This window comes from Rheinheimera faecalis (assembly GCF_021290965.1).
Taxonomy (GTDB): Bacteria; Pseudomonadota; Gammaproteobacteria; order Enterobacterales; family Alteromonadaceae; genus Pararheinheimera; species Pararheinheimera faecalis.
In genome coordinates this window covers 110687-134971 of record NZ_JAJOYT010000012.1, presented here as the reverse complement: position 1 = coordinate 134971, position 24285 = coordinate 110687, and the positions used below count along the sequence as shown (strand labels likewise).

The 24285-nt window shown below is 46.1% G+C and carries 19 protein-coding genes; 11 read left to right on the top strand and 8 right to left on the bottom strand.

The annotated features are described in order from the left end of the window. The 7 genes from LSG34_RS17365 to LSG34_RS17335 form a co-directional block, all read left to right on the top strand. The coding region (locus LSG34_RS17365; RefSeq protein ID WP_233010370.1) for a hypothetical protein at positions 1–2115 on the top strand (2115 nt) is incomplete at its 5' end. Continuing rightward, complete coding sequence (locus LSG34_RS17360; RefSeq protein WP_233010369.1) at positions 2105–3556, top strand: ATP-binding protein; 1452 nt, start codon at positions 2105–2107, stop codon at positions 3554–3556. The genes LSG34_RS17365 and LSG34_RS17360, both read left to right, overlap by 11 nt. Before the next feature lie 14 nt (positions 3557–3570). Continuing rightward, a complete protein-coding gene (locus LSG34_RS17355; protein WP_233010368.1) occupies positions 3571–4995 on the top strand; it encodes a TnsD family Tn7-like transposition protein in 1425 nt (474 codons plus the stop codon). A 326-nt stretch (positions 4996–5321) separates the two neighbouring features. Beyond that, positions 5322–5765: a translesion error-prone DNA polymerase V autoproteolytic subunit gene (umuD, locus tag LSG34_RS17350; RefSeq protein WP_233010367.1), complete on the top strand. Its 444-nt coding sequence runs from the start codon at positions 5322–5324 to the stop codon at positions 5763–5765. Between the two features lies 1 nt (position 5766). After that, complete coding sequence (gene umuC, locus LSG34_RS17345; RefSeq protein WP_233010366.1) at positions 5767–7044, top strand: translesion error-prone DNA polymerase V subunit UmuC; 1278 nt, start codon at positions 5767–5769, stop codon at positions 7042–7044. Positions 7045–7281: 237 nt separating this feature from the next. Next, positions 7282–7503, top strand: coding sequence for a hypothetical protein (locus LSG34_RS17340; protein WP_233010365.1), 222 nt, complete (start codon positions 7282–7284; stop codon positions 7501–7503). A gap of 51 nt (positions 7504–7554) precedes the next feature. Then, positions 7555–7722 (top strand): hypothetical protein, encoded by a 168-nt coding sequence (locus LSG34_RS17335; protein WP_164711812.1) that lies wholly within the window; start codon positions 7555–7557, stop codon positions 7720–7722. A 505-nt stretch (positions 7723–8227) separates the two neighbouring features. Here the strand turns inward: LSG34_RS17335 and LSG34_RS17330 are convergent. Genes LSG34_RS17330 through LSG34_RS17320 form a run of 3 tightly spaced genes read right to left on the bottom strand, consistent with a single transcriptional unit; the run spans position 8228 to position 10646 of the window. Then, positions 8228–9589 carry an ATP-binding protein gene (locus tag LSG34_RS17330; protein WP_233010364.1) on the bottom strand — a complete coding sequence of 454 codons (1362 nt, stop codon included), beginning with the start codon at positions 9587–9589 and terminating at the stop codon, positions 8228–8230. A gap of 13 nt (positions 9590–9602) precedes the next feature. Next, a complete protein-coding gene (locus LSG34_RS17325; RefSeq protein WP_233010363.1) occupies positions 9603–10271 on the bottom strand; it encodes a response regulator in 669 nt (222 codons plus the stop codon). 18 nt (positions 10272–10289) lie between these two features. Then, positions 10290–10646 carry a diacylglycerol kinase gene (locus tag LSG34_RS17320; RefSeq protein ID WP_127019319.1) on the bottom strand — a complete coding sequence of 119 codons (357 nt, stop codon included), beginning with the start codon at positions 10644–10646 and terminating at the stop codon, positions 10290–10292. A 276-nt stretch (positions 10647–10922) separates the two neighbouring features. Here LSG34_RS17320 and LSG34_RS17315 point away from each other — a divergent pair, with 276 nt between their 5' ends. The 4 genes from LSG34_RS17315 to LSG34_RS17300 all read left to right on the top strand — a co-directional run bounded on the left by LSG34_RS17315 (position 10923) and on the right by LSG34_RS17300 (position 17275). Then, on the top strand, positions 10923–12746 hold the full coding sequence (locus LSG34_RS17315) for an LTA synthase family protein (RefSeq protein ID WP_233010362.1): 1824 nt from the start codon (positions 10923–10925) through the stop codon (positions 12744–12746). Positions 12747–13029: 283 nt separating this feature from the next. Next, positions 13030–13839, top strand: a complete 810-nt coding sequence (locus LSG34_RS20870; protein ID WP_233010361.1) for a phosphatase PAP2 family protein — start codon at positions 13030–13032, stop codon at positions 13837–13839. Next, the gene (locus LSG34_RS17305) at positions 13832–15484 is read left to right on the top strand and encodes a phosphoethanolamine transferase (protein ID WP_233010360.1); all 1653 of its coding nucleotides are present in this window, start codon (positions 13832–13834) and stop codon (positions 15482–15484) included. The genes LSG34_RS20870 and LSG34_RS17305 overlap by 8 nt, the downstream gene beginning before the upstream one ends. A 42-nt stretch (positions 15485–15526) precedes the next feature. Next, entirely contained in the window at positions 15527–17275 is a 1749-nt protein-coding gene (locus LSG34_RS17300; protein WP_233010359.1) for a BamA/TamA family outer membrane protein, read from the top strand. Between the two features lie 550 nt (positions 17276–17825). On the opposite strand, the gene LSG34_RS17295 is transcribed toward LSG34_RS17300, so the two are convergent. From LSG34_RS17295 to LSG34_RS17275, 5 genes are read right to left on the bottom strand one after another with little or no spacing between them, the layout of a single operon-like run. Further along, on the bottom strand, positions 17826–18179 hold the full coding sequence (locus LSG34_RS17295; protein ID WP_147904816.1) for a copper resistance CopC family protein: 354 nt from the start codon (positions 18177–18179) through the stop codon (positions 17826–17828). Positions 18180–18226: 47 nt separating this feature from the next. Beyond that, a complete protein-coding gene (locus LSG34_RS17290; protein WP_233010358.1) occupies positions 18227–21343 on the bottom strand; it encodes an efflux RND transporter permease subunit in 3117 nt (1038 codons plus the stop codon). A gap of 9 nt (positions 21344–21352) precedes the next feature. After that, positions 21353–22597, bottom strand: coding sequence for an efflux RND transporter periplasmic adaptor subunit (locus LSG34_RS17285; protein WP_233010357.1), 1245 nt, complete (start codon positions 22595–22597; stop codon positions 21353–21355). 4 nt (positions 22598–22601) lie between these two features. Beyond that, complete coding sequence (locus LSG34_RS17280; RefSeq protein ID WP_147904819.1) at positions 22602–23879, bottom strand: TolC family protein; 1278 nt, start codon at positions 23877–23879, stop codon at positions 22602–22604. A 51-nt stretch (positions 23880–23930) separates the two neighbouring features. Further along, positions 23931–24245 (bottom strand): hypothetical protein, encoded by a 315-nt coding sequence (locus tag LSG34_RS17275; RefSeq protein WP_233010356.1) that lies wholly within the window; start codon positions 24243–24245, stop codon positions 23931–23933. Positions 24246–24285: the final 40 nt, after the last annotated feature.

The window sequence follows — 24285 nt, the reverse complement described above, 5'->3', positions numbered from 1 at the left end:
GAAGACGGCCTATACAGGATTTTACAATTTTATAATGAAATACAAATTTATATTCTATTTCCACTTGTTGAGTCAAAAGCACTACAACGACCACTAAAACTAAGTTTTAATATATTTCATGAGGCAATTAAAGCCAGTAAATTTCAATTAAGTTCATATTTACTTCCTTATTACCAATTGCAGTCAGAAGATGACATTTCAGAACGCTATCTTCTAATTAGAGATGAAAAATATCAACTTATTGTCGACTTGATATCTGAGCCGAACTTCTTGCTAAATTTGGTTGAACAACCTCGTAGTAAAGTTATTTCGTTACACGCGAAATCCAATAAAACCTATGTGCAGAATATTTATCGAGTTCTAAACCTTTATTGGAAATATGGGCAAGATCGAAATGCGCTTTTACCAAGTTATAAGAACTCGGGAGGGAGAGGCAAATCCAGAATCGCTGGTAAATTAAAGCGCGGTTCGCCAATCCAGTTATCTAGCCCGAGCGTTGAAGCTCCTAGTGGAGTTAATACCACTGAATTTGATAAAACCTTATTTCTAAAGGCTATGAAGGAATTCGGCCTTAAGGGAGATAAAGTTAAATTCAGTCGAGTTTATATCAAAATGCTTAAGGAATATAAACACTATGCTGATGAGTTGATTGCTGCTGAGTCTGAGTCGCGAGTGGCTCTAGTGCCTAACTACAGAGCATTTGTTTACTGGGTTAAGAAGCTAGTTCCTGCACATACACTTATACGTAAACAAACCAATCAGGGTGATTTTGACCGCAATAAGCGTGGCTTGAGAGGCTCTGCGACTGATCATGCAGAAGTTCCTGGCAGTTGTTTTGAACTAGATGCAACAGTATTGGACGTCCATATAGTTTCAGACTTTCGGAGAAATCACGTATTAGGAAGACCAACAGTCTACTGTGTGGTTGATAAAACAAGTCGAATGATTGTGGGTCTTCATGTCTCAATGGAATATGCTTCTTGGAGAGCTGGTCGTCAGGCATTAATTAATAGTTTCACCTCCAAGAAAGAATATTGTGCTGGGTTTGGTATAGAAATAGAAGAAGCCGATTGGCCTTGTCATCACATCCCTCAACGGCTGTTATGTGATCGTGGTGAGTTTATTTGTAAAAATGCAGAAGATCTCGCAGTACCATTGATTGGGCATTTGAGCATAGCACCTCCTTACAGGCCAGAAATGAAAGGTATAGTAGAGGGTCGTTTCAAGATCCTGAATGATAAGTTAATTCATGAGTTGTTAGGGACAACGAAAGGTCGGAACTACATTAGAGGTGATCGAGACCCAAGGTTAGACGCAACGATGACACTCAGAGAGATAACTAAGCTTCTTATTGATGAAGTACTAGAGCATAACAGTTCGGTATTTAAAGACTTAGCCAAACAGAGTACCTCACTTATTGAGTCTGGACTCTCTCCTACTCCCCTGAATTATTGGAATTTGCATCTGAAAGCTCAGAAGCATAGCTTGAGTCGTGCAGACGAAGCACATGTTCGTGCTCGGCTTTTGCCAACGACCAAAGTAACCATGACAGGTAAAGGTATTCGGCTTAATGACCAAATGTACTATAGCACCGACCATCCAGACTTTGAGGCGTGGAAAGTAATAGCAAGAAATAATGGCTCATGGTTACTTAAAGCTTTGATTGATAATGATAACTCCAGTTTTATCTATGTCAGGCTGGAGGATGAAAGCGGCTTTACGCGGTGTAATCTTATGAAAGAGTCTGCTAATTTTGCTCATAGGCATTTAGCTGATATCTTATATTTTGACGATTGGATAAAACTGGAGAAAAACAAAGCCAAACCAACGGCTAAATCAATAGAGCGACACCAGAGAAGAAATCAGGTTATAGAAAATGCAAAAGAAGAAGCGGCATTGGCTCCACCACTCAGCTCAAAGTCTGAGAGGACAAAGGACATGAAAACCAGACGAAGGGAAGCAATTCTCGCCCAACGAGGGGAAGATGTAAGCTCACCCAACCTCCAAGCTGATCTAACTACTGCACAAGATTTCTCTAGTAACCGTCTTGTGGATAAAAAGGAAAAAATAATTTCAATACTTAAGCGAAGAAAGGGTAGTGATCATGAGATGTGAATGCGCCAATTATCATGAAGCTATATTACCTGAGCATCGCGGTAACCCTTTAATTGAAGCCTTACCACCAAAAGTTGTAGACGAAGAATTAGTTGCTAGGCTTAGTTATTATCCAAAGAGACGGGCCGAAGAAACAAAGCTAAAAGCATTTGAAAGACTGGAATACCTTACTCGATTAAAAGCCTTGAGGCAGCCTCTTCCAATCTATTTTGAGGTTTTCAGAGCAATCGAAATTGCGATCAGAGAAGGATACTCAGCAAAAAATCCTTTATCCCCGACAACAATGAACTATCTACACTATTCATTAGATAATCGACCTAATGTTGAACCGAGGACTGGATTTTTCCAGCCTAAAGGCAGTGGAATTACAATAATCGGTGAAAGTGGGGTTGGCAAAACCTGCATGCTTGAGCAGGTGCTGAACTGCTTTCCCGATGTTATTGAGCATAAAATTTACCAAAACATGGTGTTATCAATTCCACAAATTGTATGGATAAAAGTTGACTGTCCAGATGATTCAAGTGTCAAAGGTCTTTGTCATCGAATTTTAGAGCAGATCGATCAAAAACTAGGACATCCACCAACAAAACCTGCTGGGACTATAGCGCTTTTACTTCAACAAATTGAAGCATTAATGAAGACAAGTTTCCTTGGTATCTTAGTTATTGATGAAATGCAAAACTTAAACCTTGCTAAAGCAGGTGGTGCGGATCGACTTTTAGGATTTTTGCATAACTTGGTTAATAATTTAGGTATACCCTTGCTTTTCTGCGCAAACCCTCCATTTGATAAACTTCTAAGCAAGAGTTTTAAATCAGCGCGACGTGCTGAAAGCAGTGGGTATTTCGATGTAGAGCTTATGAAAAGGGATGATGAATGGGAATTGTTCGTTGATGAGCTTTGGTGCTTGCAGTGGACGAATATTGAAACGTCGTTAACACCGAGTTTAAGTAACAAACTATACTCGCTATCTGTTGGCAATATGGATTTAGCTGTTCGAATCTACTATTCGGCCCAACAGGCAGTTATTGGTTCTCATGACGAGAGGATTACAGAAGAAGTACTTGAACTTGGAGCGAGTATTGCTATACGCGCAACGAAAAATTTAACAGAAGAAATGAGGAAGAAACAAGCACTTTCAATTCTTAAAAGGAATCGGAAAGATGATAAATCTGAACTCAAAAGTCATCAGAATGAAGATATTCCGTCAAAAGAAATCGTTAACACCAAATCTAAGCCTATTACAATTCCAGGAGACTTAACTCGACCGCATCATCCTGAGTTTTATGAAGCATTAATTGAATTGGAGTTAGCCGAGGATTTAATAGATCGGATGATGGATACCCATCTTATTCAAAGAGTGTCGCTGGAGAGTGACCCTCTTGAAATTTTAAGTCGTGCAGGAGTCCTATGTGATGATCCACTGGAAATTTTTAAGTAAGAGTAGGTGGTAAAATGGAGCTACCAAGAGCCTTACCAGATGAACTCCTTCTTGGGCGCTTGATAAGGTATGTTGGTTTGTCTGGTGAATCAGTTCGTTCGTTCAGCTTTAGAGTCTTTGGTTCCAATCGTGTTTCTATTCATCCTTTTTTGACAGCAGGTATATCCCGATTATCAAAATTCTCAGGTGAAGATGCTGAGAGCCAATTAATCAGCCAGACTTTGGCACCGCTTTTTTTCTTTTACTTACCGCAGCACTCAAATTCACTAAAAAAGGATTTACTCTCAGGTGATGGAGCAGGTGCTTTCCGCCACAGCCAGCTACCTTCATTTAATAGTGGGGGGACTTTGTATTTAAAGTGGTGTCCAATTTGTGTTTCGCAGGACCTATTTAATCTAGGTGTTTCTTACTGGCACCGGTCACATCAAATACCTGGGATAACATCTTGTTGGGAACACCAAGTTCGACTGATGTCTTTTGAACTGAAAGAAAGGCAACGATTATGTGCAGGCTTTCCACCGATAGTGCATGGTGTGGCAGAGGCGGCCTCCGATATTGAGAACGATACTGCAAGGTTTGGCTTCGACCTCCTTACCAAAATGGAACAAATAATACCTACAATAGACTTTACTAATAGGTATCGCTCTCGATTACATGAGCTCGATTTTATTACTGAGAATGGCTCAGTTCGCAGAAAGCTACTAATGAGGGAGCTAGTAACCGATCTTGCCAAATACCCAATGCAAAATTCGCTTTTTCCGCGCCATCCAACCGATTACCATTATATTTCAGAATTGTTATCTGCTGGAACGAATTGCCACCCATTTAGGCATCTCTTGTTAGGAGCTTGGTTATTTAAGTCAGTGGAAAAGTTTTTTGAATATTCTGTACCGGTTGAAGAAAGTTGTCTTAATCAAAGGCAAAACTCAACCAAAGATGAACTTGAACAGCGATGCCTGCTGTTATTAAAGCAAGGTTATTCTCTTGAGGCTGTTTACAGAGAGACTGGGAAAAGTCGAAGTTACTTAAAAAGGCTGGCTGCAATTAATGGTGTTAAATTACACCTAAAACCTAAGTTGTTGAATGACAGCGTTCATCAGAGAATTATAAGTTTAGCGCGTCAGGGGGTGCATCGACGCAAAATCTCATGCATTTGTGGTGTTGGTGTCGGGTCGGTTGAGCAAGCGATCTCCGCTGAACCGGGACTGGTTGAATGGCGTAAGAAATGCCGCTTTGAATCAAAAAGACGTGCTTACCGAGTACAAATACTAAGATATCGACAGATGCAGCCTGGTGCAATGCGGTGTAACTTTAAGTCTGACTGTGCCGCAGCCTTTTTCTGGCTTTACTTGAGAGATCGAGAATGGCTAGAGCAGTCACTTCCTGAGCCTAAGAAGGCTTGTGGGCCTATCGGTCGTTGGCTGACAAAAAAGTCATAATTAGACTATCGTGATTAGTGACGCATCAGAATTTACCAAAACCACCACAGGTGCCTAGAATTCCCCTAATTCCGTATACAACACCTAACTCAAACTGGTGTGTGATTTCCACTGCGTGGCAAAAGCAGATATTGGTTGTACATTAGTTTAGAACTATCTGAACAATATAATCGAGTCTGGGCCATCTGCGTTAGCTTTTGTGTGCTGACAGGAAGTAACAAAGTTAATGTTGGCGGCCTTCGCTTTTCTAAAGCTTAGCAACCATGATTGACATTCTGTAAAAATCAGCGATCATTAACTGTGTTTATATACAGTATTTGGGCGCTATGACAATTCAGTTTATTGGGTTCGCAGAACCTACCACCCACTACAGCATTCCCCTATACCAGAGCAAAATCCCTGCTGGCTTCCCTTCGCCTGCACAGGACTATGTGGAGCAAACGCTGGATTTAAACGAGCTTTGCATTAAGCGTCCCGCTGCTACCTACTTTGTTCGGGTAGAGGGGGATTCGATGATTGAAGCTGGCATTCATCCTGACGATATTCTGGTGGTAGACCGTTCGGTCACACCGCAGCATGGCGATGTTGTGATCGCTCAGGTGAATGGCGAGTTTACTGTGAAAGAACTGGCATTGACGCCTGAAGTGCAACTCATCCCCCGCAATAAAGCTTACCCACCTATCACCTTCACTGATGATGCTGAGTTAGCGCTATTCGGTGTAGTCACCAACATTGTCAGGCAAATGACCCGTTCAAAACGAGCCCAATAGTATGAGTCGTGTATTTGCTTTGGTGGACTGCAACAACTTCTACGCTTCATGCGAAAAGCTGTTCCGCCCTGATTTGGCTAATCGTGCAGTGGTGGTGTTGTCGAATAACGATGGTTGTGTAGTAGCTAGATCAAAAGAAGCCAAGGCTCTGGGCATCAAAATGGGCGTTCCGGTATTTCAAATCAGGGAGCTGTTGGAGAAAAACAACGTGGTGGCTTTTTCTTCCAACTATGCACTTTATGCCGACATGTCAGCTCGGGTGATGCGTACTTTAGAAGAAATGGCACCGGCGGTTGAGGTGTACAGCATCGACGAAGCTTTTTTGGATTTATCAGGGGTAGCAAGTGCAGTCAACCTGACTGACTTTGGTCATCAAATTCGCCAGCGTGTTCAGCAGTGGATTGGCATTAGTGTTTGTGTGGGCATAGCACCAACAAAGACCTTGGCAAAGCTGGCAAACCATGGCGCTAAGTCGTGGCCTAAAACTGGTGGTGTGGTGGATTTAACCCGTAAGGAGCGGCAACGCAAGCTAATGGCCTTATTACCTGTCAATGAGGTGTGGGGTATTGGTGGGCGACTAACCAAGCGGCTAGAGGATATGGGCATTTATACGGTGCTGGATTTGGCTGATGCACCCACTAAGTTGATACGCCAGCAATTTTCAGTCGTGGTCGAGCGCACAGTGATGGAGTTGAATGGTGAATCCTGTATTGAGCTTGAAGATATACCGCCCACTAAAAAGGAAATTGTCAGCTCAAGAGCCTTTGGTGAAAGAGTCACAGAGCTGGCTGCAATGCACGAAGCCATATCTGAATACGTGCATAGGGCCTGTAAAAAACTAAGGCAAGAGCGATGCCAGGCGAAACGTATCAGTGTCTTTTTAAGAACTAGCCCCTTTAGTGATCATCAGCTAGACCCTTACTACTCAAATAGCCGAAGCGCAGAGCTAAGCTACCCATCCGACGATACTCGCGATTTTCTGCATGTAGCCAGTAAGCTTTTAGATGCCATATGGAGAGATGGTTTTCGGTATGCCAAGGCTGGTGTGATGTTGTCTGACTTCTACTCCCATGGCGTTTGCCAGCAAGACTTATTTGGCACTAGTGACACAGTGCGAGGTAACTCTGCATTAATGGGGCTCATGGATCAAATCAATCAGCAAATGCCAAACTCTCTATACTTCGCCAGCAAAGGCACTAAACAGTCCTGGGGGATGAAGCGTGAGCTGTTATCTCCTGCTTTTACTACTAGTTGGAATGCTCTACCCAGAGTCAGGTAGCTGATAATTAGAGTTGTTTAGTGTCAGAGGCGGATATTTAGGTTTTTAAGTAGAACAGACGATATAGAATCACCGAGACGAAGTAAGCGATTTCTGATTATCGGCTATCCCCCAGTACACAACAAAATAGACAGACTTGGCGGTTGTCAGTTAGCGCATATCTACGCTAGCTTTTAAAAAAATACCATTCGAATTAAGTTTAATCATTTCGTAAATACTGTGACACAGAGGGATGCCATGAGTTACTCCGTTGAAATTATCAATAATAACCTTTTGCCTTTGCCTGATGAGCTGTGTGCCGAGCTAGGTTTTGCCGTAGGAGATATTTTGGTCTGTGAGATAGATAAAGACCGCTCAGAAATGAGGATGGTAAAGCATACAGACCAGACATTAACTGATGAACAGATCTTAGCTGCTGGGAATTTAACACGCGTGATAAACACCATGCCTGACGAATGATGGCAGTACTAAAGGCTGTCGGAAAGCCAATAAACTCCATAAGGTAATAAGATGACAACAAGGCCATCTATAAAAAACGAACAGGAATATAAATCCGCATTAGAAGCCATTGAGCAGCTTCTTGAATCTGAGCCAGGGACGCCTCAAGGTGCAGAGTTTGAGGTCCTTGCAAGGTTGATAGAAGAGTATGAGGATATTCATTATCCGCTCAAAGAGTAATACGGACAAAAGCAATGGATTAGGTAGTATTCAGCGGTTTCAGATGGCCAGAACATCATGTTTGGAGGCTTTCAGATCTGAATTAGGTAGTATTGGGCTGCGTTATCAGACTATGAAGACCGAATTAGGTATGTATTCAGTCCTAATTAGGCTCTAAAAGCCGAAATAAATGGCACTGAGAGCTGAATTAGGTAATATCGGGCTCATTTGTCAGACTCTAAATACAGAGTTAGGTTGTATTCAGCCCCTAATTAGGCTCTAAAAGTCGAGCTTAATGGCTCTGAGATCTGAATTAGGTAGTATTCGGCTGCGTTATCAGATTATAAAGACCGAATTAGGTACTACTGCTCCCCTGACGAGGGAGAAAAGTACTGGATTAGGCCAACAGTCGGATTATCACTGAAAGCAGACAATCGGCTTTACGTACTCATAGTCCATTTCGAAGCACTTCAAACAAAATCTGAACCAACACAATACTTCTGTGAGACTTCAGAAACATCTAAACTTAAGCACTAAATATCACAGTGGTGATAACGAATCTGGACTCAAGCGAATAAGAAAGCTCAGCGTTATGCAACTCCAGTATTTTTGTGGTAATGGAGATACCAAGACCTGCGCCACTGATGTGTTGATTGCTCTGATGGCGATAAAAACGTTCTCCCATTCGTTCTAAATCAATGTCTATGCCTTCAGGTAGTTCGTTGCATATCGTTAATACAAGTTTGTTTTCAACTACGTGAGCAGTGATCCTGACATGGCTTTGTACTTTCGCGTACTTTGCAGCGTTATCCAACAGATTCCGAAGGGCAGCTACCAACAAACCAGGTTCAGCGCGAAGCTCAAGTGAGGGGTCTATATCAAGGTCCCATTCCACTTTGTCCAATAAGCCAACGTCAACCAGAGCAAGGCTCTCTTCAATAAGTGAAATCAGTTTAAGACTGGTAAGTTTCAACTGCCCTGAGTGTTCCAGCTTTTCCGTTTCCATCAGTTGGCTTACCAGATGTGACAGACGTTTTGTGCTGATAAGAATGGCATTAGCAGCGGCATCGGTTTCTTCTTTGGACGTCGATTTTTTAATATTGTCTGCATGAACCAACAAAATACTGAGCGGTGTTCTGAGTTCATGCGAGGCATCGGCGATAAAGCGTTTCTCTTTGACTAAATAGCTTTTTAAGTCCTTCAAAAGCTGATTAATCGCGATTTGAAAGGGCCTTAATTCGACAGGTAACGTTATATCTATGGGAGTCAGCATAGACGGTTTAGTTGTGGCCAGTTCCTTAGATAAATCCCGAATGGGTTTAATGCCCCAGTACACAGCTATCCAAATCAGGATGGTAATAGGAAGCAGCGCGATACTCAGCGGGATCAACTGATCTAACGCCAGATAAAAACTAAGTTCTCCACGAACATCTTCTCTCTGTCCTGTGAATATCCAATAGCCATGCTCGCTGTTGTAGGTGCTATAACAAATCCAGCGCCGGTTATCATGAAACACTTCGTGATAGCCTGATTTTCTGGGGGCCAGCTCCCGATCACTGGCGTTCGCTGACTTCATCAGCAGTTTCCCATCTGTTGACCACACCTGAAACGCCACTTTGTTTTCGTATTTGTGCCCCTCTGGCCTGCGCTCCTCTGCGGAAGTTCGCTCAATACCATCTTCGGCAATCTGAGGGACATAAACAATCAGGGGATCTGTGTGGTCAAGAGAGAGCGAGTTTTGTATCAGCAGTTGGTCTAAAAGACGCGCATATTGAGTCAGTTGGGCATCAAAAAGCTCATCCAATTCGTGGTGAGTGCTGGAGTACGTAATGAATCCGGTAATCACCATCAGAAGTAAAACAACGCTGTTTACACCGAGTAAAATCATTCGGCGTATGCTGTTAATCCTCATACTGATTTACCATCATGTAACCAATACCCCGTATCGTTTTAATACACTCGGGCTTGGTCTTTTTTCGCAGGTTGTGAATATGCACCTCTATCGAATTACTCTCTGTCTCTCCGGTCCAGCCGTTGCTCAGCTCTTCCAGATGCTGGCGGGATAGAATTTTACCCTGATGCAACATAAACTCTTTGAGCAACAGAAATTCGCGGGTGGTTAGGTATATTAAACGGTCTTGGTAGCGGCATTCATGCACGGTTAAATCCATCGTTAAGTCCGCGCATTGCAGCTGATCCAATTGGCGCTGTTGATGACGCCTTACGAGCACACGCAACCTTGCTTCAATTTCCCTGCTATCACAGGGCTTCAGCACGTAATCGTCAGCACCCGCGTTTAATGCTTCTATTTTTGTTTCTAAATGATCCCAGGCAGTCAGGATCAGTATTGGGATGCCGTGCTTTAAATTTCGCAACGATTTAATCACATTGAGTGCCAGACCATCTGGCAAACCTAAATCCAAAATCATCAGTTCAAACTGACTTTCACTGGCCGCCTGGATCGCTTGTTTTCCGGTCGTGCATAGCTCCACGCGGTAGTTCATTCGCGTCAGCGCCGTACTCAGTCCCTGAGCCAGTAATAGGTCGTCTTCTACCAGTAAAATTCGCATGGCAACACCTGTTGGTACTTAGTACAGAATAATAAACCAGACGAGAGCGGTTGTGATAAGGCTGGCAAGGACTGCCGCAGAGCCGATATCTTTCGCTTTACCGCTAAGTTCGTGGTACTCACTGCCAATTCTGTCCACAACAGCTTCGATGCCAGTGTTCAACAGCTCCACAATAAAGACCAGAAACAGACTCAATACCAATAAAGCTCGCTCGGCAGCGGATACCTCAACCAGCAAGGAAATGGGAAGCAGCAGTGCTAAAGCAATAACTTCCTGCCTGATGGCTGCTTCAGAGGCCCAGCTGCTGCGAAGCCCTTGCCATGAGTACAGCGTCGCAAAATAAAGTCGGTTGAATCCAGTGGCTTTCGATTTCATGTCAGGGTCCGTCAATGTCGGTATAAAGAAACTCACAATAACTTTATTTTCTTAAGAGACTCTTAAGTTTCGCTCGTTATTCTGCATTGCGTTTTAGGATGACAAGGCGAAGTAATGACCAATACTAATAAGAAACGACCTTCTTTTTTTCCATCTATTGTCTGTGGTCCCTACACCCATTTATTTAGGATGCTGCTGCTTGGCATCGTATTGCTGAGTCTGAGTCGCCTTGGTTTAGTGCTGTGGCATTATGAGCGGGTGCTGGCGACCGGAAAAATGTCAGAGATTTTGTTGCAAGGTATTCGTGCTGACCTCATTGTCTTGTGCCTGTGGGCATCGATTCCCGTTCTTTTGGCGCCACTGTTTGCAAACCGTTTTTTACAACACAGTTGGTTTAAATTCACCTACCTGTGGAGCCTTGCTGGTTTAATTGGATTGCTCTTTATGGAGCTTGCGTCTCCGGCATTCATACTGCAATACGACGTCAGGCCTAACCGCTTATTTATCGAGTATCTGAAGTACCCCAAAGAAGTTTTTTCTACCTTATGGCATGGCTTTCGTCTGCCTTTTTTAGCTGGTTTTTTGTTTACCGCGCTGTTTGGGTTTGCACTTGCTCTATTGCTTAAGCTTCCCTTCGTAAAACTTCGAGTTTGGTCAGTCAAGCACACCATTGTGTTATGGCCTCTGGCTGTATTTCTGGTATTTGCTGGCGTCCGCTCAACCACAGATCACAGACCCGCTAATCCAGCCCTGTTTGCGATCACCGGAGATTCTATGGTGAATTCTTTGGTGATAAGCTCAGGCTATTCCGTGCTTTATGCCCTGTATAGCATGAAGCACGAAGCGCGTTCGACGGAAATGTACGGCAAGTTATCGACTGAGGATATGTTGAAATATGGCCTGGATTGGCCCTGGTTAAAAACTTACAGGTTTACCGATCCAGACTATCCGACGTTGCATTTTCAAACGGCTACAAAAAAACGAGAGAAACCCTTAAACGTTGTTATTGTTTTGCAGGAAAGTCTGGGGGCAACCTTTGTTCAATCCCTTGGAGGCGAGCCAGTTACGCCGCAGCTTGAGCAGTTAAAAACTCAAGGCATGTGGTTTCAGAATCTCTATGCCACTGGTACACGCTCAGTGCGTGGTATCGAAGCAGTGGTTGCAGGCTTTTCACCAACCCCCGCACAAAGCGTGGTGAAGCTTTCGAATAGCCAGCAAAACTTCACAACACTTGCCTCTGTATTAAAATCCAATGGATACCACACCCAGTTTATTTATGGTGGCGAAGCACATTTTGACAATATGAGAAGCTTTTTTACCGGCAACGGCATTGATGACATAGTCGATATCAGCCAAATTAAAAACCCAGCTTTTGTAGGCAGTTGGGGAGCCAGTGACGAAGACTTATTTAATACAGCACACCAAAAGCTGAACGCTTTACATCAAGAGGGAAAGCCATTTTTCAGTCTTATCTTTACATCAAGCAATCATGAGCCATTTGAGTTTCCAGATGATCGGATCACTCTGCATGAACAACCCAAAAATACGGCAAACAATGCAGTAAAGTATGCAGATTGGGCCATGGGAAAGTTTTTCGAAAAAGCAAAACAAAGCGACTACTGGCAAGACACGGTATTTTTAATTGTTGCGGATCATGACAACCGTGTTTATGGCAATAACCTCATCCCTGTAGAGAAGTTTCGTATTCCTGGACTAATCTTAGGAGCCGATATCACACCTGAAGTCCTCGAAACGCTGAGTAGTCAGATTGATTTAGCTCCCACTTTGCTGAGCCTGGCGGGTGTGTCTTCCTGCCATACCATGACAGGCCGTGATTTAACTTTGGACAAAACAAGTCCTGGCAGAGCCTTGCTACAGTTTGAAAACTACTTCGCGCTGATGCAACCGGGCTCATTAACGATTTTGAAACCCAATGAAGAGACTGTAATTGCGCACTATGATGAACCTACCAAACGACTTGAGCTGTTGGATCGTCAAGCCTCAGCAGTCCAATACAAAAAAGCCTTAGCTCAGGTGCAACTCCCATCGTATTTGTACAGAGAAAGAAAAAACTCCAGTCAGGTTGCTTGCCTGCCGTAGCTGGAATAATGAAGGTTTGAAAAACATCTCTGAACTCGATTTTGGAGCACTCTACTCTTGTATCCAGTACCCCAAAAAAAGAGTAACTCTGCATATATCAACCGACGTCTCCTGCATAATTACGTGGCTATTCACACCTTGATTGACTAAAAATAACAAACCAATACAAAGACTTAATTTACTTCCGAATGAATTGATAAATTATTTTCAGACTTAAGTCTCTCTTAAGTTTCACCCGTTAGTCTAGCCATACTTACCCAATTGTATTGAAAGCAGGTTTGCAGTGGCGGAACCAATACGACCCAGCCTATTCACCCATCTGATAGCGCCTATTGCTGGGGCATCTGTGCTTTTTATTCTGGCTTATGGCACTTCATTCGACTTTGGTTTGGCCTCCTTGCTGTTTGATTGGCAAGGCGGAACCTGGGCTTTACAGCATCACTGGCTGACAGAAACTGTATTACATCACTCTGTCAGAACCCTGAATGAAACCCTTGTTTTGGGCTTACTTGGGTACTGGGCATGGCAGCGTGTTGTTGTTCGCGATCGCAGTAAGAACCAACGTGCTTTAGGTCTGTTGTTACTTAGTTTGATGATGAGCTTTGCATCTGTAGCCGTGCTCAAACGAATGCTCCCTATGGAGTGTCCATGGGATTTACTGCAATTTGGTGGCCACAGCGCATTTTGGGGATTGTTTGATACGCGCCCAGAAACGATGTCCCCTAACCAATGTTTCCCAGCCGGACATGCCAGCATAGGGTTTGCGTGGCTAGCACTCTATTACTATTGGCGAGAGCTGAAGCCACATCTAGCGCTGCGAGGCATAGTAATTGGCTTAACACTCGGCCTGTTACTGGGCTTTGTGCAACAACTGCGTGGTGCTCATTTCCTTTCACACGATATCGCCACAGCGGCGGTGTGCTGGACTGTGTCTACTGTGCTGTATGGTTTATTTCAGCATGCTCGCGCCTCTGAACTGTCATTCAAATCAGAGCCAGCTTTCACTTCTAAACGGACTACCTCTGCGGACCTGCCGTTGGAACCATCCAAACCTGTACTCTTTGCTACTTCTATGGAGTCCCCTGATGTTTGAGGCTATTTTATCGCAATCAAAAGCAACGTCTTCAGTTTTGAGTACAGGACAGGAGCGGGTATGGCATCCGCTGTGGTTTGCTTTGATATCTGCTCTTGGCATGACGTTACTGCTCAATGGTCCTTTTTTGGCTGCGGTACAGGCCAAAGTTCCAGGACAATATGGTTTGCAGCTGAACTTAATGGCGATATTGTTTTTACTAAACCTGCAGCTTCTGGTGATTTTTAGTTTTCATCGTCTACAAAAGCCTGTTGTGGTGGCACTGTTTGCCATCGGTGCTTTTAGTTATTACTTCATCGATAGTTTTGGCATTGTTGTCGATAAAGCCATGCTGCAAAACGCCGTAGAAACTGACGCTGCTGAAGCTGCTGGAGTATTAACCATTGGCATGGTATGGCAAGTGATAGGCGTCATGCTGTTCCCTTTGCTTTGCATTGGTCTTATGAAGGTTCGTGCATTGCCTCTGAAACAATTTTTCCGGCATTGGCTGCTTGCGCTGGTTTTAGTGACGCTGAGCCTGTTTAGCCTGGTCGCTTCTGGCTACTCCGAACTCGCGCCTTTCTTTCGTAACTACAGAGAGATAAAGCATTTTGCTTTACCTGTCAGTCCTGTGGCCGCAGCCGTATCTTTGTCATCCGATTTGGTCAAAAAACAATTCCCGACTCAATTTATGCAGTTGGGGCAGGATGCAATGCAGCCTTTGTCCGTGAGAACAGAGAAGCCACGTCTTATCGTGATGGTATTGGGAGAAACAGCTAGGGCCGATCACTTTCAGCTCAACGGCTACACTCGCTCAACCAATCCGCAACTCAGTCATTTACCTGTCTACAGTTTTACTAACGTGAGTTCATGCGGCACTGCTACAGCACATTCTGTGCCTTGTATGTTTTCCAATATGGGCAGAGATCTCTATAAAGAGTCACAGGCTAAAAACAGCAGCAATGTGCTGGATATTCTGCAATACGCTGGTATTGACGTGAGCTGGCTGGACAATAACTCTGGCTGTAAAGGGGTATGCGATCGGGTTCCAACTCAGTTTGTGTTTGAGCAGCAACAAAATCCATTGTGCCATCAAGGACAATGCTTGGACCAAGTACTCTTGGATGCATTGGAGCAGCAACTGAAAACACCGCAATCGTCCGATAAGCTGATTGTATTACATCAGTTGGGAAGTCACGGTCCTGAGTATTTCAAACGCAGCAGCGCTAAAGACAAAGCCTTTTTACCGGAATGCACTGATAAGCAACTTCAGCTCTGTGCCCCTTCAGACATCGTCAATGCCTATGACAATAGTATCGTCGCGACAGACCATTTGTTAGCCGCCGTGATTGCGCGCCTTAACAGCCAAAAGAACTACCAGACCGCCATGTTTTACGTCTCTGACCATGGTGAATCTTTAGGTGAAAATGGCATCTACTTGCACGGCTTACCTTATTGGATGGCACCTAAAGCGCAAACTCAGGTTCCGCTGCTTTGGTGGATGTCTGAGCCTTATGCATCATCTGCGAAACTGACGCCTGAATGTGTCGCGTCCAAACAGCAGGATAGTTTCAGTCACGACAACGTATTTCATAGCTTACTCGGGATGTTTCAAATCAAAACCAGTTTGTATCAAGCAAGCAAAGATATGTTCCGTTCTTGCTAATCCCTAGGTGTCCATTACAGGCCTGATGCCAGTGGAGTTGGTATGCATAATTTAAGTCGGCTTTGTCTCGCTTTACTGGCCGCGTTAGCCGGTAGCGCAGCACAGGCTCAGGAAGTCACCTTTGAACACTTATGTGAGTTTGTTAAAAAAGACTCCGGAGCGGAAAAGTCTGCGGATGAGAAGACCGGAGCGGCGGAACTTGCTGGACCACCTTTTCAGGTGCATTCGATTGAAATTGTCTCCAATCCTATTTTTGACGAAAACGCACCCGATACGATTTGGGTGCACCACTTTGCCAACTGGTTACATATCAATAGTAAAGAATCTGCACTGCGAAAAGAGTTAAGTATTAAACCTGGTGAACAAGTCACGACGGATGATTTAGCAGAAGCGGAGCGTCTACTGCGTGAGAAATCCTATGTACGTGATGCGCGAGTTAGTGTGGTTGAGCCTTGTCATCCTGATGGCAGTAAAAGCGTGAAAGTAGAAACCTGGGATAACTGGAGCTTGCTACCAAACCTTGGACTGGGCCGCACCAGTGGTAAAAATAAGTACTCTTTTGGCTTTAAAGAAGATAATTTTTTGGGGTATGGCGTACGTACGTCTGTAAAATATCAATCCGATTATTTACGCCAGGGCTATGAATTTAAAGTATCGAGTCCGTTGTCTTTGCTCGGGTATCCTGAACTGGATCACAGCTATGTCGATCTTGAATGGACAGAGAATAACGATGGCCGTCGAACTCAGTTCCAGCTTGAAAAGCCCTTTTATCAGGATAGTACAGAGCGGATGTATAAAGCAGGCTGGCTCAGCGATGAAAGACTAGACCAAATTTATCACAATGGTGAGCTTGAGAACCGATTCATAACCCTGCAAAAAGAGATTGATCTTCAAACGGGTTGGCTTCTGGATTATCGGGAGCGTACCAGTTTAAGGCTATTGGCAGGTTATAGTTCGCAGCAATGGCAGTTTACAGACGACCCGTTTCAACCTTCGTTGGCTTTACCAGAGGACAGGAGTTACCAGTACCCCTGGATAGGTCTCGACTACAAAGAACATAAATATCAGGTGCTGTCAGATGTGTATCTGATTAATCACAGTGAGGATATCAATTTAGGCTGGCACCATCAGGCAAGGATTGGTGTCCAAACATCTGATTTGGCAAACGATGAGACACTTGGCTATCAAGCACATTGGCTCTCTGAAAAAGGCTTTGGCGACTCAGAGCACTTAACATTACTTGCCCTGCAATTGGATGCCATGTTAGGTATACACGGCGGTGATCAAATCATCGCCTCAGCAAAAGCCGAGGACTTTTATCGTCTGAGTAAAGAGTTTACCTTTTACACTAAACTTCAATACGATCAGCGCAGCCGCAACTACTTGGATCAACCCCTTGATTTGGGTGGTGAAACAGGGTTGCGTGGCTATCCTGTGCAATACCAGCAAGGCACCCAGCGCTGGTTAAGTACAGCAGAGCTTCGCTGGTATCCACAGATCAATATCTACCAACTACTCGATATGGGATTTGTGGCGTTCGCAGATGCAGGGCGAGCTAGTGGTGGCGATATAGAACAAAATGCAGAGCTGAATGGCTTCCGCTCTAAGGCGGATTTACTGGCGGAAAACTACACAGAACAGTGGATTGGTTCTGTAGGCATTGGTGCTCGTTTTTATTCCTCACGCTCGAGCAATAATCATGTCATTCATGTTGACCTGTCAAAACCTGTAGGCGGTGCAAAAGATGTGAACTCGTGGGAAATTCAGTTGAAAGTTGAAGAGAGGTTTTAATTGATTTGTATTTTTCATGTTAATGTTACATAGCTGAAAATTTAAGCACAGTAGAACGAACCAGACGTTGTTCTCCGAAAGTTCGACCTTATAAATTGATGGATTCGTCCATAGCAGTGATCAATACGCTTGTCAGTCCCCAAAAAAAGAACGTCTGCAAATAAGGCAAATGAGACAGTCTATGCCCGCTATTTGGACTGTCAGAACACCTGGAATTCACTGAAAGCAGACAATCCTGCCAAAACTAAAGCTGAGCTCTCGAAAATTTCGAGACTTCAATACATCGTTAAAACGTAAAAAAGCGCACATTGATTTTTTCTTTTTTTACTAGTTATAAGCGTTCGGATTATAACGATGTAGCACAAAAAATTAGCTGTCCACTACAATAAACCGAGCAATGACATTTTTATGTAAAAAAACCACCATCAATGGAGACTGACAATCAGATAGCTATGTAAGGAACAATTGACTGCAAACGCTCCCCTGAACATCTTCGCTTTCATTTAGAGCCCTCGATGCTCAGTGGAGTTTCGAGGGCTCTTAAACAACGTCATTTCACAATGAAGCCAACTGTATTGGTTATCTCGTGTAAATCCCGACCCTTTACCATATAACTAATCGTATATTGGCCTGCCGGTAAACAAGACAGCTGAACACGATGCTCCCAATTCGTAGTGGTCCTTGGCCGAAACCCGACGTCAATAAGTGTCCCTTTCGCATCAGAGAGCATGAACTGCTTGAGCTTATGCTTTTGCGTGAATCGGACATAGAACGTATCTGGGCATGTTGGAAACACGTCGCCATCAGCAGGAGAGACTTTCCGGGTGATGGGGTGCGCTTCGGCCATGTTTGGCCACAACACTAAAGCCGTGGTAACTATCAACAGCAGTTTGATAAGACGCATACATCCTCCTTTGAGGATAAAACGCAGCTTTCGCTGCGTTCATTAGGTTATTTGTTTGACCGGATAAGCCGGCACAACGCGGGCAATACCACCAGGGTTAGCAAGGTTGACGAAATAATGCCGCCAATCACCACTGTTGCCAGTGGCCGCTGAATTTCCGCGCCGGTCCCGGTGTTAAATGCCATGGGCACAAAACCAAGACTTGCCACCAACGCCGTCATCAGTACCGGTCTTAAGCGTGATAAAGCGCCATTTTCAATCGCCTGACGCCATCTCTGACCTTCTTCCTGCAACTGCTTAATAAAACTCACCAGTACGATGCCGTTCAGCACAGCTATCCCCGACAGCGCAATAAAGCCAACGGCCGCAGAAATAGACATCGGCATGTCACGCAGCACTAAGGCAAAAACACCACCGGTCAGTGCCAGTGGCACACCACTGAACACCACCAGTGAATCCCGCCAGGAGTTTAATGCGCTATAGAGCAAGGCGAATATCAGCAGCAGCGTCAACGGCACAACAATGGATAGTCGTTCCGATGCAGACTGCAGTTGCTTGAAGGTGCCGCCATAATCCACCCAATACCCATCAGGCAGGGCAACATCGGCCATCACCTTTTGCACATCCTGGATAAAACTGCTGATATCCCGGCCATCAACGTTGGCGGTGACCACCACATTGCGTTTGCCACTTTCCCGGTTGATTTGGTTGGGACCCACAATTTCATTGATCCGCGCAATTTCACCCAGTGGGACATAACGCAGCTCTGCCGAATCGTCAACCGGCAAGGCCACAGGGATTTGCGCCAGTGCCGATGGGTCTTCCCGCAGCGATTCCGGTAAGCGCATCAATAATTTAAAGCGCCTGTCGCCTTCATACATCAGGCCCAGCTCCCGGCCGCCAATGGCGGTTTGGATCACCTGCTGCATCATCGCGACATCCATCCCCACCAATGCCAGGTGGTCACGCTCCGGCTCAATCGAAATCATCGGTAAACCACTGGCTTGTTCCATCCGGGCATCAACCGCCCCAGGTACATCGGCAAGCACAGCAGCCACTTTCGCGCCGACGGCATTCAGTGCATCCAGATCATCACCGTAAATCCGAATGGCTACATCCGCTCTGACCCCGGCAATGAGCTCGTTAAAGCGCATCTGAATAGGCTGCGTGAACTCGTAATTGTTGCCGGGGACTTTTTCCACGATTGCCCGGATACGCCGCTCTACATCCGCTTTGGTGTCCGAAGGCTCTGGCCACTGGCTACGCTCTTTGAGCATGATGAAGGTATCTGCGACATTCGGTGGCATTGGATCGGTCGCTATCTCCGGAGTGCCAATTTTAGAAAATACCCGTTCCACTTCAGGCACCTGTGCAATTTTTGCTTCCAGCGCCAATTGCATCTGAACGGATTGCGCGAGGCCGGTGCCGGGAATACGCATGGCATGCATCGCAATATCCCCTTCATCGAGCTGGGGTAAAAACTCACTGCCCATTCTGGAGGCCTGCCACACAGAGCCACCGACCAGAAGCAGGGCTGTAATGGCAACAAGCAACGGCTGACCCAATGCAAATTTCAGCATCGGATGGTATGTGCGACGCACGGCAACCATCAGACGGTTTTCTTTCTCAGAGATAGGACCACTGACAAACAAACCGATGGCCGCTGGCACAAAGGTCAGGGCCAGGATCATGGCTCCCAATAATGCCGCAATCACCGTGAAAGCCATTGGCTCGAACATTTTGCCCTCGACACCACTGAGCGCAAAAATCGGCAGATACACCAGCATGATGATAAAGACACCAAACATTGCGGGCGTGATCACCTCTTTCGTGGCGTGATAGACAATCTCCAGCCGTTCAGACAGCGTCAGTAACCGGCCATGATGATGCTGGGCCATGCCTAAGCGGCGAAGACAGTTTTCAACCACGATCACCGCACCATCGACAATCAGGCCAAAGTCAATCGCGCCAAGACTCATCAGATTACCGCTCATTTTATTAGCTGCCATGCCAGAGATAGCAAACAGCATACTCAAGGGGATCACCAGTGCCGTGATAATAGCGGCGCGGATGTTACCCAAAAATAAAAACAGCACGACAATCACCAGCACCGCGCCTTCAAACAGATTGCGCTTCACCGTATCGATGGTTTTATCAACCAACACTTCCCGGTTGTAGCTGATTTCCGTTTGCACGCCTTTGGGTAACCGCTGATTAATATCTGCAAGCTTCTGGGCAACATCCTGTGACACGGTTCGGCTGTTTTGGCCAAGCAACATCATCACCGTGCCAAGGACCACTTCCTGTCCGTCCTGCGTCGCAGCGCCGGTGCGAAGCTGTTTGCCGATAGCCACCTGCGCGACGTCTTTGACCCGGACCGGGGCATCATCGCGTTTTGTCACGACCAGCTCTTCAATCTCGGCAATGGATTGCAGCTGACCTGGTGAGCGGATCAACCATTGTTCCCCATTGCGTTCAATGTAGCCTGCACCGATATTGGCATTGTTGCGCTCTAAGGCATCGGCAAGATCATCCAGCGTCAACTTAAACGCCAGCAATTTGACCAGATCAGGGGCCACCTGATATTCGCGGACAAAACCACCAATAGTATTGATTTCCGTCACGCCTTTGACTTTCAGCAGCTGGGGTTTTATCACCCAATCCTGAATGGTCCGCAGATCTTCAGCGGTATAAGGCTTGCCATCTGCATTCAGTGCCTCGCCGGTGGCTTTAACGGTATAGGAAAAAATCTCGCCAAGCCCCGAGACAATAGGCCCCATTTCCGGCTCAATACCTGGTGGAATATCCTGACGGGCCATCTGTAACCGCTCGGCCACTTGCTGTCTGGCCCAATAAATATCGGTGCCTTCTTCAAAGACGACGGTCACCTGAGACAAACCATAGCGGGATAACGAGCGGGTGTATTCCAGCTGTGGCAGACCCGCCATCGCGGTTTCGACCGGATAGGTGATGCGCTGCTCAGATTCAAGCGGGGAATAACCAGGCGCAGCCGTATTGATTTGGATCTGCACATTGGTAATGTCGGGAACCGCATCAACCGGCAGTCGTACTGTCTGCCAAACGCCCACGCCGAGGATCAGCAGTCCGAAGACCATCATCATCCACGGGCGACTGAGCGATAGTCGCAATATATTCTGGATCATGGTTGGCTCCTAGTGTTCATGGCTGGCGCCAGACTTCAGGATGTCGGCTTTGATTAAAAAACTATTCTGGGTGACTACCTCAACTTGTTCTTCCAGACCTGACAACACCTCGATAAAGCTGTCGTCACTGGCACCAAATTCCGGCATTCGCACTTCATAAATATCACCAACCCGGATGAACACAACGGTCTCACCGTTAAATTCCTGCAGGGCTGATTTCTTCACGATTTGGCGCGCTTCCACCGAGGCCACTTCCACATCGGCTTTCACGTGCATACCCGGACGCCAGTACCCGTTGTCATTACGCACAACTGCACGGGCTCTGGCGATATGGCCACCGGTCATTTGTGGCGCAATATATTCAATCTGGCTGGAAGTTTGCTCTTCACCATGAACATCACGCACGACCACCGGATTGCCCCGCGCCATTTTGGCGGTATCCCCCGGAAAGGCCGACATTTCGACATACACGGTGGATAAATCACTGATCTCCACTAACGCCTGGTCCGATACCTTTTCTCCGGGATTCACAAACCGGTTAGTAACTTCACCGTCCGACAACGCCTTAATGCTGTAATTTTTTAATGTCGCTGCGTTTTGTACCGTGGCCACAACCTGACCTGCTTTGACCTTGTCGCCAATCCGCACCGCCACACTTTGCACGACGCCCGGATAGACCGCACTGAGCCTGCTTTGCTGCTCAGGGATCACCGATACCACACCAAACAAATGCGCCTGAGTGCGAATACGACCTGAAGTCACAGGCTCGCTGATTAAACCGGACTCTTTTGCCACATCCGCTTCAAGTTCGGTGCGTCCCTCGTAGGACTCAAAGTGCCAGGTATGATTTTGACCTTTGGCACTGAGTGCAACTTCCACTTCAAATGAATGCGGCTCTGCGACCGGCTCCTGACTGACCAGCATGTCACCACGTGGGCGCAAAGTCAGCACATCCCGACGACCTCCCAGACGCTCCAGTGTCAGTCCGGCCTGGTAAGTCCCGGGGGCCAGAGGCTCTCCATTATCAGATGTAAATAAACGAAACTCTGGTTTGCCGCCGTTTTCACTGAGGACCACTTCCAGTGTCAGCGAGCCTTTTTCCAGTAAATGCCCGCCATTGGGACCTTTTTTCTCTTCGGTTTGCGCGTGTTCGTCAGCATGATCATGCTCTTCGCTGGCTTGTAACGGGCCACAAAACCCTGTGAATGCCGTCAATAGTAAAGCCGTTGATATAAAACGGATGTAATTCATCATATTGTTATTCCTTCATGCGGGATGGTAATGCAGCGGGTCCGTTGACCACTAAAGGCATTCCCACCAGACGTTCGAGTTCGACTAACTGACGGTGAAACTGGGCCTGAGCGTCAATCATGTTGCGTTTGGCGCTAAGCAAATCTTCATGGGCAGAGAGCAAATCCGTCATATCAAAGATGCCGGTCTCATACCCTTTAAGTGTGCTTTGCACCACCGACTCCGCCGCCGGAAGAATGGCCTGTTGCTGATCATGAATTTGCTCTGAAAGCAGGGTTAATTGCTGATATAACCGGCCCGTTGAGAGCTGCAATTGCTGACGACTTAGCTTTAACTGATGCGCCGATCGCTCTGAAGTCACCCTCGCTGCCTCAATCTCACCGGCATTAGGGTTTGAAAGTGCCAAAGGCATGCTGACACTGAGCACAAACGCATTCTCATTCAGCTGCTCGTTACGGCGCACCCCAGCCCCGACCGTAAGATCGGTTTGGCCATTGGCGATCGCCAGATTTTGCAGCGTGCCCGCCAAACGCTCCTGTGTCAGATAGAACCCAAGTTGTGGCGAGCTATCAAGCGCTGCCAGCATCTCATTGAGCGATGGCAGCATCGGCAACACTGCCAACTGCCCCTGCACCGTATCGAAATCCGGTTCATTGGACCAATTGGCGGCTAACTGGCGTACTGCAACCTGCAGTTCGGCTTTGAGCGCTTTTAAATCCATCTGGCTTTTGAGCACCCGACTTTTCAGCCGCAATACATCAGCGTCAGTGACCAGTCCTGCCCGTGACCGCTCTGTCGCAACCTGCAGTGCGTTTTGCTCCATCACCAGGCGTTCAGCGGTCCAGCTGCGTACCGTTTGCAATTCCAACACATCCAAATAGTCGGTCATGGTTTTGGCCAGAACATCCACCCGGTCGAGTTCGTATTGGGCCTGTGTCAGTGCTTTACCTGCACTTGCGCTCTCCAGGCGGCGCTGACGCTTGTCGCCGAGTTCAATAAGCTGACTCAATGTCAGCGTGAGCTCTGCGCTTTTAACGCCACTGAGGCTGCCATTTCCAAGGACGTTCTCCACAGAAACACCAAGCTCAGGGTTTGGTTTAAGACCAGCCTGTAAGGTTTTCGCTTCATCAATCCGAAGCTGATAGGGATAAAGTTGCAGTTGTGGACTGCTCGTTAACGTTCTTTCTAACGCTGTAGTGATCGCAAGCTCTTGCGCCGTCACCGAAAAAGATGCGACACACAGCAATGCCAAGGCAACAGCGCCTTTGCAATAAGGGCGAGACATAGAAATTCTCCATCAAATGTAAAATCAAGTTATTAACTAAAAACGATGATCTCAGACATTTGGCGGGGGCACTGCAGGGGCATACGTCATGCTGAAGGCTTCAGCATGGGAAAACGGGACGATGGTCTGAACAACGGACTCTGCCGATGCGCTTGTCATATAAGCGACAAAACACAGCACATGTGCATGGACCTCATGTGGGTCGTCCATATCATTGACGGCCTCATTGGCGTGCATCATTTGATGTTCATTGTGTTGGTGCGCAGCATTATCCCCGAAAGAAATCAGATTATGATGTTCTGTAGGCAAATGCACGACGATGCTGTCACAGGCTACAAAAGCATGATTAAGCATAATCGTGAGCATAAACCACAATATCCATCGGGAATAGTGAGACACAGCAAAC

Coding starts and splice junctions, on each gene's coding strand:
- LSG34_RS17315 (WP_233010362.1), top strand. CDS start 10,923: ATGTCAGAGATTTTGTTGCAAGGTATTCGTGCTGACCTCATTGTCTTG.
- LSG34_RS17290 (WP_233010358.1), bottom strand. CDS start 21,343: ATGATCCAGAATATATTGCGACTATCGCTCAGTCGCCCGTGGATGATG.
- LSG34_RS17275 (WP_233010356.1), bottom strand. CDS start 24,245: ATGCTCACGATTATGCTTAATCATGCTTTTGTAGCCTGTGACAGCATC.
- LSG34_RS17285 (WP_233010357.1), bottom strand. CDS start 22,597: ATGATGAATTACATCCGTTTTATATCAACGGCTTTACTATTGACGGCA.
- LSG34_RS17325 (WP_233010363.1), bottom strand. CDS start 10,271: ATGCGAATTTTACTGGTAGAAGACGACCTATTACTGGCTCAGGGACTG.
- umuD (WP_233010367.1), top strand. CDS start 5,322: ATGACAATTCAGTTTATTGGGTTCGCAGAACCTACCACCCACTACAGC.
- LSG34_RS17320 (WP_127019319.1), bottom strand. CDS start 10,646: ATGAAATCGAAAGCCACTGGATTCAACCGACTTTATTTTGCGACGCTG.
- LSG34_RS17300 (WP_233010359.1), top strand. CDS start 15,527: ATGCATAATTTAAGTCGGCTTTGTCTCGCTTTACTGGCCGCGTTAGCC.
- LSG34_RS17355 (WP_233010368.1), top strand. CDS start 3,571: ATGGAGCTACCAAGAGCCTTACCAGATGAACTCCTTCTTGGGCGCTTG.
- LSG34_RS17330 (WP_233010364.1), bottom strand. CDS start 9,589: ATGATTTTACTCGGTGTAAACAGCGTTGTTTTACTTCTGATGGTGATT.
- LSG34_RS17280 (WP_147904819.1), bottom strand. CDS start 23,879: ATGTCTCGCCCTTATTGCAAAGGCGCTGTTGCCTTGGCATTGCTGTGT.
- LSG34_RS17305 (WP_233010360.1), top strand. CDS start 13,832: ATGTTTGAGGCTATTTTATCGCAATCAAAAGCAACGTCTTCAGTTTTG.
- umuC (WP_233010366.1), top strand. CDS start 5,767: ATGAGTCGTGTATTTGCTTTGGTGGACTGCAACAACTTCTACGCTTCA.
- LSG34_RS17340 (WP_233010365.1), top strand. CDS start 7,282: ATGAGTTACTCCGTTGAAATTATCAATAATAACCTTTTGCCTTTGCCT.
- LSG34_RS17335 (WP_164711812.1), top strand. CDS start 7,555: ATGACAACAAGGCCATCTATAAAAAACGAACAGGAATATAAATCCGCA.
- LSG34_RS17360 (WP_233010369.1), top strand. CDS start 2,105: ATGAGATGTGAATGCGCCAATTATCATGAAGCTATATTACCTGAGCAT.
- LSG34_RS17295 (WP_147904816.1), bottom strand. CDS start 18,179: ATGCGTCTTATCAAACTGCTGTTGATAGTTACCACGGCTTTAGTGTTG.